Source organism: Gleimia hominis (assembly GCF_032085515.1).
Classification (GTDB): domain Bacteria; phylum Actinomycetota; class Actinomycetes; order Actinomycetales; family Actinomycetaceae; genus Gleimia; species Gleimia hominis.
Map to the genome: position 1 here is coordinate 668,815 of NZ_JASXSX010000001.1, position 12,867 is coordinate 681,681.

Sequence of the window (12,867 nt, forward strand, 5' to 3'; positions counted from 1 at the left end):
TGTGGACTTGGACACACGTGTTTTTGGGACTCCCGGCCCGCAAAAAAAACGGTGAATGGGAGATGATTAAACATGTGATCCGAACCGTTCCAAAATCGGTTTGGAACCTAGCCAATGGATGCAAATCGCATCCAGGAAGTACAAATGCCCAGGAGGCTAAGTATGACCGTTACATTGCAGGACGTTAAAGCTGCCGCTCCGTCTAACGCACCCGAAGAAGTTGTTGAATGGGTCGCGAAAATTGCGGAACTAACCACACCGGAAAAAGTGGAGTTCTCTGACGGCACGCAGGAAGAATGGGACCGGTTGACCAGCGAAATGGTCGAATCCGGAATGTTCACAAAACTGAACGAGGAGAAGCGTCCAAACTCTTTCCTCGCCCGTTCACTACCTTCAGACGTGGCGCGTGTAGAGTCGCGTACTTTCATTTGCTCTGAGAAAGAAGAAGATGCTGGCCCCACGAACCACTGGGCCGATCCGAAAGAGATGAAAGAAACCCTCATCGGCGAAAACGGTGTATTCCGCGGCGCCATGAAGGGACGCACCATGTACGTGGTGCCATTCTCAATGGGTCCGCTGGGCGGCCCGATCTCTCAACTGGGAATCGAGATCACGGACTCACCTTACGTAGTGGTTAACATGCGGATCATGACCCGCATGGGTGCTAAAGCGATGGACCTCATCAACGAGGGACGTCCTTGGGTACCTGCTGTTCACTCAGTGGGTGCGCCGCTTGAGCCAGGTGAGAAAGACACCGCTTGGCCATGCAACGACGAGAAGTACATTACCCACTTCCCCGAAACCAACGAGATCTGGTCTTACGGCTCCGGCTACGGCGGTAACGCGCTGCTCGGTAAGAAGTGCTACGCACTGCGCATCGCTTCGACAATGGCTCGCCGTGACGGCTGGATGGCGGAGCACATGCTCATCCTGCGTCTAACCAGCGAAGAAACTGGAAAACAGTACCACGTGACCGCCGCATTCCCGTCGGCTTGTGGTAAAACCAACCTCGCGATGCTGCAGCCCACCATCCCTGGCTACAAAGTGGAAACGGTTGGCGACGACATCGCGTGGATGCGTCCAGGGCCAGACGGGCGCCTGCGCGCAATCAACCCTGAAGCAGGTTTCTTCGGTGTTGCACCCGGCACGAGCTACAACACGAACCCGATGGCAATGGAGACCGCAAAAGCGAACTCCATCTTCACTAACGTTGCGTTGACCGACGACGGGGACGTGTGGTGGGAAGGCATCGACGGTGAGATGCCTGAGCACCTGATTGACTGGCGCGGCAACGACTTCACGCCAGCTGACGCGAAGGAAGGTAAGGTTGCGGCTCACCCGAACTCGCGCTTCACAGTCCCGGCTTCGCAGTGCCCAATCATCTGTGACGATTGGGAAGCACCTGAGGGTGTGCCGGTAGACGCGATCCTGTTCGGTGGCCGTCGCGCCACGAACGTACCCCTCGTAGCTGAGCAGTACGAACCGGCTCACGGTGTGTTCATTGGCGCATCGGTAGCGTCCGAGGTCACTGCCGCAGCAACCGACGTTAAAGCTGGTTCACTGCGTCACGACCCGTTTGCGATGCTGCCGTTCTGCGGCTACAACATGGCAGACTACTGGGGCCACTGGCTCGAGATGCAGAAGAAGCTCGGCGACAAGTTCCCGAAGGTCTACCAGGTTAACTGGTTCCGTAAGGACGAGAACGGGAAGTTCCTGTGGCCCGGCTACGGTGACAACTCCCGCGTACTCGACTGGATCGTTCGCCGCGCAGCTGGCGAGGTAGAGGCGATTGAAGGCGTCACCGGCCTTTACCCGAAGTTTGAGGACTTCAACCTCGACGGCCTCGACATCGACAAGACTGTTTGGGACAAGATGTACGACATCGACCCAGACGCTTGGGCAGCCGAGATGGACTCCACCGAGGAGTACTTCGAACAGTTCGGCGACAAGGTACCGGAAGAGATCCGCGAACAGCTCAAGAAGTTCCGCGATCGCATCGCCGCTGCGAAGAAGTAGCACATAACCGCTGCTTTGAAGTAGCTTACTGCTCAAAAGTTTGCTGCTCTGAAGCGGTAACGCAGGGTTAAGTAGTTATCCATACCCTGGAGGGCCTGCACCCACTTGGTGCGGGCCCTCGTTTTATCTGCGGCTATGCCGGTGCGGGGCTTGGTTTCTGGCGGCTTGCTTTTTGCAGGGCTTGGTTTCTGGCGGCTTGCTTTTTGGCGGCTTGTTTTTTGTGGGGGGCTTGGCTTTTGGAGGGAAGCTGGGTTTTTAGCGGCTACTTTCTGAATATTGGCCATTGCGGTCGACCGTGAAAGAATGGGCGTTGTAGGCATTTCCCGCGATAGGTGCGAGTTAGTTGAGGTGTGGGTGTGAGCGAAGCAGTAGAACTAGAACGGTTATTGCGCGAAACCCGCCGGCGTCTTTATGCAACGGCCGCAAATACTGCTTCCGACCCGTTTGAAGCGGATACAGCGCTTCCAAATAGTGAGGCAGAAGCTTTAGAAAGGCGAGTTCAAGGCGGGTTGCGTGCCGCCGAACTTGACCACCGGCGTGCAGTGGCGAAACTTGCTAGTTCAGACACCCCGCTTCCGTTCGCCGACGCTGCCCGCCGTATTAACGCGGAACCTGGCGAGCGGCCCACAGATTCGGCGTCTACCTCCGTTGATTCGCAGTGGACGTTGAATCCCGCTTCCTCAAAATACGGGAAAGTTCTGCGCACATTAGGATTTCCTGAGGGATTACCCACCGGTGGTGTCCGCGTGGTTGACGCTGCTGCCGGCGACGTGGTGCTGGTAGTAGGCCAGCAAGGTGCTAGTGAAACCGCTGTTGACGTGGCCGTGCGGTTACGAGGGCGCTTAGAAGGACGCGGAGTAGACACAGAAGTCGTGCTAGGGGGCGCGCGAACCGTGCTGCCCGGTGAGCAACGCCGCGTGCGCAGTGCGGAAGAATTTGAACAATTGAGAGCGCAAGTACCTCAAAAAGCAATTGTTCTGACGTTAATAAACTCTAAAATCGCAACGCATCACCGGATCGCCAGTAGAATCGCGGCGTCTGTGGATTTTGTGCAAGTGTGGGTCTGTGTTGACGCGTTAATGCAAAAGGCTGCATTGGACAAAGCTGTGACGGACCTACCGGGGCAGGTTAACGCAGATGCGGTCGCGCTCACACATGCGTGGGATGCGCGCAAACCCGGGCAGGGACTAAACCTGGGCGTGCCGGTGGGCCTGGTGGATGGTGCGCCGTCCACACCGCACTTGTGGCAGCTGATAGTTGAAGACGCGGTCGCGCGCATGCAGCTGTGAGCAGCCGACCGAGTCTTACACGTTTGGGATTCAAATTTGGTGTGAAACTGTAATTTGACAACGCGCCTTACTAAGTTATCCACAGGCGTTTCCACAACTGTGTAAATAGTTTGTGGACTTATCCTCACACCTGTGGAAAAACCAGTGGATAACTGTGTGAAAACACCCATTTCCCTCAGGTACCCCCTTAGTAAAACGCGTCAACTACAGCATTTTCCCCGCTGCGAATGAAATGTGAAATTGTGTACACACCTGTGTATCTCCTCTGCGGAAACCGGCGTTAGTGGCAGAAATCTGTGCTTCGCGTGGTGGTACTCACAGGTGTAAATGTGGAAAACTCCGAATTAAAACTATCGCTAACTACGTTGGCTGCGGTTTACTCTTTAGTGACTATTGCTTTCCTATTTGAAAGTACCCTCTATGAGGTAATGCCTAGGTGTCGTAAACACCTGTAGGTACCCCCTGTCGAACGACACGATCTTGAGGGGCCACAGGAGGGAAGACGCATGAGTAAACGTAAGGCAGCTCGCGAGAGTCGGTCTTAAGGAGGCTGGCGAGAGTCGGTCTTAAGGAGGCTGGCGAGAGTCGGTCTGAAGGAGGAATTGATATATGAGCCGAGTCGAAGAGGTATTCGAAGAAGTTCAGCGCCGCAATCCCGCTGAACCAGAGTTCCACCAAGCGGTACGGGAAGTGCTGGAGAGCTTAGAGCCGGCCATTAACCGGCATTCACACTACGCTGACTATGCACTGCTGGAGCGCCTGGTGGAACCTGAGCGGCAAATCATCTTCCGCGTCCCGTGGATCGATGACGCGGGGAAAGTACGGGTTAACCGAGGGTACCGCATAGAATTCAACTCGGCTCTTGGGCCATACAAGGGCGGTTTGCGTTTCCATAAAACGGTTAATCGCAACATCGTTAAGTTCCTCGGGTTCGAACAGATCTTCAAGAACGCGTTGACAGGCCAGGGCCTCGGGGGTGGAAAAGGTGGTTCTGATTTTGACCCACATGGAAAGTCTAATAACGAAGTAATGCGGTTTTGCCAATCGTTTATGACCGAGTTGTACCGCCACATTGGTGAAGCCACGGACGTACCCGCGGGAGATATCGGTGTGGGTGGACGCGAGATTGGATACCTCTTTGGGCAGTATAAGCGTTTAACGAACCGATTTGAGGCGGGGGTACTTACCGGTAAAGGGCTTGGGTACGGTGGTTCGCTGGTGCGGACGGAAGCAACAGGCTACGGCGTAGTTATGTTTGCGCAATCCATGCTTGCGGTAAAGAACGAGTCGATTGAGGGTAAGCGGATAGCTATTTCTGGTTCCGGCAATGTTGCTACTTACGCGATTGAGAAAGCCCTCCAGCTAGGGGCGAAGCCAATAACCCTATCGGACTCATCGGGGTGGGTACATGATCCAGAGGGGGTAGACGTGGACCTGCTGAAACAAGTGAAGGAAGTTGAACGCGGGCGCGTTTCTGACTACGCGGAGCGTAAAGCCGGTGCGCAGTTCTTCGAATCTGGAAACGTGTGGCAGGTACCCTGTGACGTAGCTCTACCGTGTGCCACGCAGAACGAGTTGAACGAACGTGACGCGCAAACCCTGCTTAATAATGGTTGTCACGTGGTAGCAGAAGGTGCGAATATGCCAACTACACCGCAGGCGATAGAACTTCTGCAGTCCTCGCACGTACTGTTTGGTCCGGGTAAAGCGGCAAATGCTGGTGGGGTAGCGACTTCTGCGCTAGAAATGCAGCAAAATGCGTCGCGGGCACACTGGTCGTTCGACGTGGCGGAAGCGCAACTGTCGAAGATCATGCAGCAGATCCACGACGACTGTGTTGCGACCGCGCAAGAATACGGTCGTCCCGGAGACTACGTTCTGGGTGCCAATATTGCGGGCTTTGAACGGGTCGCTGATGCCATGCTTGCCCACGGAGTTATCTAACCAGCCCGTCTGAATTCTACCTACAATATTGAAGGTGAGATATTTTCGCCCAATATCTAGGGGGTACCTGAGGGAGTATGAAACGGCGGATAAGTGACTCGCAGGGTTTAAACGCGGTGGCGAGTTGGCGGGCGGGGGAGCGATCGCGCCCTACGGTCGCCACGGCCGTGCGGTGGAGCTTAGAGGAACTCGCGGCAACTGTGCCCGGGCGTTCTGTTGAGGTGAGGGTACCTCCGTATGGTGCGGTGCAAATCCTTGGGGGTACCACGCACCGGCGCGGTACCCCACCTGCGGTTGTGGAAATGCGTGCGGACGCCTGGTTGGGGCTCGTTACTGGACTTCAGCAATGGGGGTACCTGGTGGAAAACGGTGAGGTACAGGCGTCCGGGGAACGAACAGAATTATCGGCGTATTTCCCGCTCGTACCCGAGTAGAAATAACGCTCGGCAGATTAGTCAGCGCACTACTCAGCAGAAACCGTCGCCAGATTACTCAGCAGAAACCGTCGCCAGATTACTCAGCAGGAGCCGTCGCCAAAAGAAGGGTTAGATTTCGAATATGCGCCGAGCCCGGTGCCGCGCATCCCCCTGGTCGCGCGCGGCCCGAACTGCGCGCGCAGCTTCTTGGCACTGCTCCAACGTGAACTGGCTCAGTTGCGCGCCGACTGCTTTCAGAGCCGGAGGAGCCACGGATAGTGAAGTCACTCCCATGCCTACGAGCACGCAGGAAAGTAGTGGGTCAGCTGCGGCTTCACCACACACCCCGACGGGGGTACCTGAACGGATACCGGCGCGCGCCACGTTCGAAATGAGTGCGAGCGCGGCGGGCTGCCACGGGTCTGAGTACTCCGCTAAATCTGCGGACAGACGGTCAGCAGCCATTACGTATTGCGTCAAATCGTTTGTGCCGACAGAAACGAAGTCAACGATTTCCATGAACTGATCAATCAGCACTGCCACGGAGGGTACCTCGACCATGATGCCGGCTTTCAACCCGCGTTCGTGAACTAGCTTTGTGAACCACTCGGCCTCAGGAATCGTAGAAATCATGGGGGCCATAACCCACGTGTCCTCATGATTTGCGGCGTGAGCGCACTGGGCGATCGCGTCTAGCTGGTGGAGCAGCAACCCGGGATTATGCCCCGATGTGCGCAACCCACGTACCCCCAGTGCTGGATTCGCCTCATCCGTTAGGGTCGCGTAGGGAACGGGCTTGTCCGAACCAGCGTCTAGGGTTCGGAAAACGATTTTAGAATGAGGGAAGGCGTCGAACGCAGGCTGGTACAGTGCGCGCTGCTGCTCAACGGTTGGTTCTGCACTTGCCCCCAGAAAGCACAGCTCAGTGCGGAGCAGGCCCACACCTTGTGCGCCAACTGACCGGCCGTCACGGGCCGTATCACCATCGCGCACATTCGTTAGTAGCTCCACGGGGGTACCATCAGCTAGCTGCGCTGGACCCGCCCATTTCTGGATGAGTTCTACGCGCTCACGGTCTGCGTCGACGCGTCGCTGCGCTTCCTCAGGGGTTGCGTCCGTGCGGATGGTGCCGCGCTGACCGTCCACCAGAACGTAGGTACCCTCATGAATATTAGAAATGTCGCGGGCCGCAACGATGCAAGGTAGCCCGAGTTGGCGGGCAATGATGGAGGTGTGGGAAGTGGGTCCGCCAAGTTGGGTGACGATGGCGACGAACAGGGTGGGGTCTAGGTCGGCGGTGTCAGCGGGAGTGAGTTCGTCAGCGAATAGTACGACCCGTTCAGATGGGGTTGGGATACCCGGTTCCTCACGACCAAGAAGTTTCGCAATCACGCGGTCGCGCACGTCGCGCAGGTCAGTGGTGCGTTCAGCGAGGATCCCGCCGGCTTTTTCGAACTTGGTAACAAACCGGTCGGTTGCATGCATTGTGGCCTGTACCGCTGGAGTGCCGCGGCGGATCATCCTGGTTACTTCTTTACGCCAAGCTGGGTCGGATGCGATCGACGCGGTTACGGATAGAAGAGCAGCCGCGTGCCCCGTGGTGGAATCCGCTCTTTCTTGGAGTTTCGCAGTGACCTCATCGGCGGCCTGCGTGAATTTCTTGGCTTCCTCGCCGCGTCTTTCCTCAGGCAGGTCCGGTGATGTTAAATCTGGAATAGGGGGCCGGCGGGTCCAAACAACTGGTGCGTACGCGATCCCGTCTACCACTGGAGTGCCGTATAGAACTGTTTGTTCAGGCTTTTCCTGTGCCACCTTAGCCACGTCCTTTCTGCAAGGGGGTACTTGGGTACCTAAAACAAAGATACGTGTTTTCTTAATAGGGTTTGAGTATTTGTAATGAAAAGCACGAAAAAGGGGTTAGTAAAGATAAGGAAAATGTGGAAACCTATGGGAGGAGCGAATATTACTAAAACAAGGAGGTTCCCGTGGTTAAACGGAGTGCCACCGTAGCCTCCGAAGTGGGGTTACATGCCCGCCCAGCAGCGATTATTGCGCGAGAAGCGAAACGGGCCACCAGTCCGGTTTATATTTCGTTGGGGGAAGAAACTGTTGAGGCGCAGTCCGGCCTGATGATCATGACTTTAGGTGCGCAATATGGCGATGAGGTAACTGTTACCTCGGACGATGAGAAGGCTGTTGAAGCAGTTTGCGAACTCATCGCATCCCCCATGAGTTCAGTCTGAGTGCTTGGTTAAGATCAGCGTTAACGTCTAGTCGGGGTCTGTTCGGGCACGTGGCTGCGGGCGCGAGCACTTGGTTGGGGGGGGGGAGCGTAAGTACTTGGTTGGATCCTTCCGAGATGTCGGCCGGGGTTGTCTGATTTGTCGACAGGGCCTAAAGAGAATGTCGGTTAAAGCGAGGTTGAACCCCTCCGTTTTATTAACAGCCGACTACGTATCTAAAACAAAAGCGCGCCAGTTGTATAACTAAGGCGCACTTTATTGTTTTGATATCAAACGGCATTGTGTTTGCCGCCGAACCAGCTAAGCCGGAATCTAGATAAACCTAATTTGTATCAATATGGTCGAAGCCGGAACCTAGATGGATTTGGCGAAGGCCTTCTTGGTGCCACGCAGCACGTACCGGCGAGCCATTGTTGCTAATACGCCAGAAATAGCGGCGAAAACTAGTAGCTCAACTAGTTCAACCTGGTCTTCATCTTCATTTTGAGGGGACTCGTGCCCGGTGAATACCTTCCAGCCTTGGTTGACAATCTGGTTTGCCGCAAAGCCCGCAGCTGCTAGCGCACCGGCTGTAGCAAGTTTGTATGGGACGTTCATTAGTTCCTCCTCAATAAGATGAACATGGTTCGCTATCTACTTCTATCATGCCCAATTGAGACCGAGGGTGCGAATGCACTGCGGAAGAGTCCAACAACCCTTGCCTGCTCAAAGTACCCTCGTGTATCCAAAGTACCTCCGGCTCATTCAAAGTACCTCCGGCTCATTCAAAGTACCCTCGCTAGTCCAAAGTACCCCGTCTACCAGATGTCGCATGCTGCTAAGCGTGTGGGTGTCGTTTTGACCGCAGTGAATCCCAGGTTAGGAGCATTAATCCAAGCCAAATGATGAGGGTACCTACCCAGCGAGCAGGTTCCATCGGTTCGTGAAAAATGAACACGCCGATTAGCAGCTGCATAATCGGGGAGGTGTATTGCAGCAGTCCAAGCACCGTGAGTGACAGGCCTCTAGCAGCCATGGCGAACATGATCAGCGGAATAACTGTCACCAGTCCGGCACCCACTAAAAGGGCGAAGTGCCCAACCATGGCTTCTGCTCCTGCCCCGTTACGCGCCAGTTTATGAAACGAGGTACCCCCGGTGCACGCGAGGTAAACAAAATACGCAATCAAAAGCGGAGCGACTGCCATTGTTTCCAAAGCCATGCCGGTCACTACGGGGGCAGTGGTAGAAACCTGTTTCTTTATGAGGGAGTAAACCCCAAACGTTACGGGCAGGCCGATCGAAACCCAGGGTACGTACCCCAGCCCGGCGATCATCACAATAATCGCGATGGCCCCTAACGCCAGTGACAATGCCTGAAGAACATTCAATCGTTCGTGCCGCACGGTTGCCGCGAGAAACACGGTAACAAGGGGATTAATGAAGTACCCTAACGCCGCGTCCACGGTGTGGCCGTGCAAAATGGCCCAAACGTACACGCCCCAGTTGATAACAATGGCGTGCCCCGCGAGGACGAGGAACCAGAAGGTACGTTTGTCTTTCCACAGGGTCAGCAACTGCCTCAAGCGCCCGGTACATGCCATTAATGAAAGGCAGAAAATCAGGCCCCAGATGGCCCGGTGCGCAATAACTTCGAATGCTCCTGCGGGGGCGAGGCGCGAAAAGTAGAGTGGAAAGAACCCCCAGAGAACGTATACGGAAAGTCCGAGCAGAAAATTCTTCTGAGAGTTCAGTTTCAGTTCGCGCATATACGTAAAGTTAGCACGCTGGTTCAGGCCTGTAGAAAACTAGTTCATTCGATCAAGACAGAAGATCGGCTGAAACGTGGCATTCACTTCCAAGGGCGATATCTGAACTTATTTTTCCTGCGTCACGAAGTTGGTGTAGTTGCGGCAGGACGCGGTCGCGAACACCCCACGGGTCGATCGTATTGAGGTAGATTCTTGTTCCCCCTTCAAAACCAGCAAGAGTGGAGATACGCCATTTAAGCAGCATCCGCCAACGCATGGGCGTATTGATGTCTGGGGGGCGGTGGTACCACTCTTCGTTGCAGGGTACTTGGCTGCCTGTTGCGGCGTGTGCGGCGTGCACAATGTCTGACACGCCACGCATCGTTTCGGCCGAGACTTCCCACGGATTACGCGCCGGCCCCAATGGCCAGATTGCGATAGTAGGGTAGCGATGTCCCCACCCCGCCATGGCAATTGCGTGTTCGTTTTGGGCTAGTATGAGGTCCCCGGTTACTCCAACGGACAGGATCTGCTCGTAGATCTGTGGATCTTTGCGGATACGGCGTAGTTCCGCCGCAGTTTGCACGGAATGCGCGTCGATAGCCACCAGCTGTTTGTGGAGGTGGTCGAACGAGGCACCCGCGGGTTTCAACCAGTTTTGGAAGCAGGCGACGTATCGCACCGCGGGGTCGAGTCCGTATAGATCCTCCATGGTTTGAGCGGTGAACTGCATGTACTGGTAGTGTTCGTCTTCCGTGAGGGTACCTGACGATGCGAGTTCAACGTTTGTTTTAGCGTCGTCCGTGTAGTGGCGGCGGGCGACGATGAGGTCGTGTCCGCCCGAGAAGAAGCCGTTGGCGTGCGCTAACAGTTGGGCGTCGTCCAGGCTTGCGTAATCTTCTTCGGACATTCCGGACGCTTTCAACCTGGCTTTAACCACGCGCATCACGTGGTCGTACCCTTGCGGGTGGGCGAGGTAGTCAGCCATGCGGCGGTGTTCAGTTTCTGAGGGTACGTGGCCGTGGTTTAGGTGCCAGTAGTTGTAAGAGACGATCTCAAAGAGGTTCGGGATCCGGCGGAACTCAGCTACCGTCTGATTGAGTTCGGAAGCTGAGAGGTCTGTGAGGGTTTGCCAACTACCCGCTGCGTCGCGGATTACGCGGGCTTTCTCTGGAGGGGTTTCTATGTACCGGTCTTCGCAGAACGCGCAGTAACGCCCTGCCTGAGCTTGGTCGATGGGTTCGATACTAGGGTCAAGAGGCGCGAGAGGGCGGTGGTCACGCCCAGGTACCGTCCACACCTCTGTGCCTGTAAGTAGGTTCTTTTGCTTCACAGTCCCATCTGCGAGGCGGTCTATTGAATGCATCTTTGTGCGCTCTCTTGCCATATCCACCAGCCTATAACGTCTAGCGCACGATTTTGCGGAACCTTTGGGTAAGAAGATCCTTTCCCTTAGGGCCGACGCTTACGCATTGTTGAACTCTGCAGTGCCGGCCCTCAGGCGAAAACGGTGTATTATAACGGGTTATCGAATAAAAACGGTGTCTTTCAAAGATCTAATCAGTAAAAACGGTGTCTGTTAAATACCTAGCCAGTAAAGACAGTGTTGTTTAACGAGGCAACCAGCCTTTGGCTTGCTCTTTTAAGTCCCGCATGATTGACAGTGCCTCATCGGCTTTATCGACCTGAACAAACAGGTGTTCATGATGGAAACCAGCTAACTGGTTGCAGGTAATAGAGCGCGCTGCCAGGGTCTGGCCGATGGTGGCGGCAAGGCCAATCGAAAGCAGGGAAGAGGGCAGTTCTAAGGTTATTCGTGCGAAACGGTTATCGGTTGGAAGCCCAGCTTTTTCGGCTCGATCCTCCGAAATGACGATCGTGGTGCCTTCTTTTTCGCGCACGGTAGCGAAGGGTTCAACCCCCTCGGGAATCTCGTCAAGATTAGCGAAAACATAGATGCCCTGCGATTGGATGTCCATGTTCGCGAGCATCTCGTCGAGTGATTGAGTGTTATCCATACTTAGAAAATACCCGAGTTACCTGAAAGTTTTAATACTGTCTCACGTGTAGAAGCCAACGTACCCCCGGTTAAGCCGTCAGTGAATTACCGCGCGTTATTCAGGTTCAGCGGTGCTGCTTCACGCGCGTTATTCAGGTTGTTGGTGTTGGTCGATGTGTCTTGTTTAAGTTTGCGGGGATTGCTTTTTGCACGTGGTGCAGTTTGCTCATGCTTCCTTCAGCTTGCCTACGTATCCTTCAGCTTGCCTACGTCTCCTTCAGTTTGCGTACGTCTCCTTCGGCTTGCCTACGTATCCTTCAGCTTGCCTACGTTTTTCAGTTCTGCGGTTTCGATGAGCCTTATTTGGTTTGTGGGTGCCGATTCAAGCGTTTTGTTCAGCCTTGAGTGAATTGCGCTCAACTTTGCTTGGCACTCGAGGGGGAAGAGTGCCAGAATGGAAGTGTTGCAAGACAGAAAGGAAGAAAAATGGCTAGGTATTACGAACCGTTCCGCGACATGAACCGTATGATGGATGCGATGCTGCGCCAGACGCCGACGTCGCCGGCAATGCCACTCGACCTTTACCGCGATGGCGATAAGTACTATGCGCAGATGGATCTGCCAGGTGTGGATCCAAAGTCCATTGATATTGATGTTGAGGACCGCACGCTGACTGTGCGTGCTGAACGTTCCGAAGTTGAGGGTGAGAAGGTAGAGTGGCTCACTCACGAACGCCCGGTCGGCACGTTTGCTCGTCAACTGACGCTCGGTTACGGGGTTGCGCTCGATGCGATCGGTGCTAAGTACGAAGATGGCGTATTGACGCTGACCATTCCGGTTGCTGAGGAGGCAAAGCCTCGCAAGATCCAGGTGCAGCACAACACTGGCGATAATAAAGTTATCGATCAGTAACGCGTTATCGATCAGTAACGCCATTGCGTTAGCTTGTGCCGCAACCTTGCGGTTCAACAACATAAACCTGTCAGGTGCATGCGGGCAGGCTAGTGAATCAACGCTGGGTCCCGAGTGCATCAGGATTGGTTTTGAGCAACTTGTTTCGTTCGGAACTTGTTCTTGAAAAACTTGTTTTTGAATAAGAAACAGCTTGTTCCCAAGGAAGGGGCCGTCCACAGAAAACGTGGGCGACCCCTTTTTTGTCTGCAACTAAGGCGGTACCTACCTGCTACCTACTCGCTCATTGCTTGATTGGACCTTGACCGTTCTGGCTATG

General features: G+C 54.9%; 11 protein-coding genes. 6 read left to right on the forward strand and 5 right to left on the reverse strand.

Annotation, left to right across the window (positions count from 1 at the left end; all coding sequences use genetic code 11):
• Positions 1-162: 162 nt before the first annotated feature.
• From QS713_RS02750 to QS713_RS02765, 4 genes are all read left to right on the forward strand, one after another.
• Positions 163-2,016 (forward strand): phosphoenolpyruvate carboxykinase (GTP), encoded by a 1,854-nt coding sequence (locus tag QS713_RS02750; RefSeq protein ID WP_313272256.1) that lies wholly within the window; start codon positions 163-165, stop codon positions 2,014-2,016.
• A 356-nt stretch (positions 2,017-2,372) separates the two neighbouring features.
• Positions 2,373-3,305 (forward strand): hypothetical protein, encoded by a 933-nt coding sequence (locus QS713_RS02755; protein WP_313272257.1) that lies wholly within the window; start codon positions 2,373-2,375, stop codon positions 3,303-3,305.
• 609 nt (positions 3,306-3,914) lie between these two features.
• Complete coding sequence (gene gdhA / locus QS713_RS02760; RefSeq protein ID WP_313272259.1) at positions 3,915-5,249, forward strand: NADP-specific glutamate dehydrogenase; 1,335 nt, start codon at positions 3,915-3,917, stop codon at positions 5,247-5,249.
• Between the two features lie 77 nt (positions 5,250-5,326).
• Positions 5,327-5,683: a sterol carrier family protein gene (locus QS713_RS02765; protein WP_313272260.1), complete on the forward strand. Its 357-nt coding sequence runs from the start codon at positions 5,327-5,329 to the stop codon at positions 5,681-5,683.
• Positions 5,684-5,794: 111 nt separating this feature from the next.
• Here the strand turns inward: QS713_RS02765 and QS713_RS02770 are convergent, their stop codons facing one another.
• Positions 5,795-7,486: a phosphoenolpyruvate--protein phosphotransferase gene (locus QS713_RS02770; protein ID WP_313272262.1), complete on the reverse strand. Its 1,692-nt coding sequence runs from the start codon at positions 7,484-7,486 to the stop codon at positions 5,795-5,797.
• 164 nt (positions 7,487-7,650) lie between these two features.
• On the opposite strand from QS713_RS02770, the gene QS713_RS02775 reads away from it, so the two are divergent.
• Positions 7,651-7,908, forward strand: a complete 258-nt coding sequence (locus QS713_RS02775) for an HPr family phosphocarrier protein (protein WP_102216370.1) — start codon at positions 7,651-7,653, stop codon at positions 7,906-7,908.
• A 354-nt stretch (positions 7,909-8,262) separates the two neighbouring features.
• Here the strand turns inward: QS713_RS02775 and QS713_RS02780 are convergent, their stop codons facing one another.
• The 4 genes from QS713_RS02780 to QS713_RS02795 form a co-directional block, all read right to left on the reverse strand.
• Positions 8,263-8,505 carry a DUF4235 domain-containing protein gene (locus QS713_RS02780; protein ID WP_102216369.1) on the reverse strand — a complete coding sequence of 81 codons (243 nt, stop codon included), beginning with the start codon at positions 8,503-8,505 and terminating at the stop codon, positions 8,263-8,265.
• 220 nt (positions 8,506-8,725) lie between these two features.
• Complete coding sequence (gene rarD / locus QS713_RS02785; RefSeq protein ID WP_313272264.1) at positions 8,726-9,655, reverse strand: EamA family transporter RarD; 930 nt, start codon at positions 9,653-9,655, stop codon at positions 8,726-8,728.
• Between the two features lie 52 nt (positions 9,656-9,707).
• Positions 9,708-11,024, reverse strand: coding sequence for a DUF4921 family protein (locus QS713_RS02790; RefSeq protein ID WP_313272265.1), 1,317 nt, complete (start codon positions 11,022-11,024; stop codon positions 9,708-9,710).
• A gap of 223 nt (positions 11,025-11,247) precedes the next feature.
• Entirely contained in the window at positions 11,248-11,655 is a 408-nt protein-coding gene (locus QS713_RS02795; RefSeq protein ID WP_102216366.1) for an ACT domain-containing protein, read from the reverse strand.
• Positions 11,656-12,122: 467 nt separating this feature from the next.
• Between QS713_RS02795 and QS713_RS02800 the strand changes: the two genes are divergently transcribed.
• Positions 12,123-12,548: an Hsp20/alpha crystallin family protein gene (locus tag QS713_RS02800; protein ID WP_313272266.1), complete on the forward strand. Its 426-nt coding sequence runs from the start codon at positions 12,123-12,125 to the stop codon at positions 12,546-12,548.
• Positions 12,549-12,867: the final 319 nt, after the last annotated feature.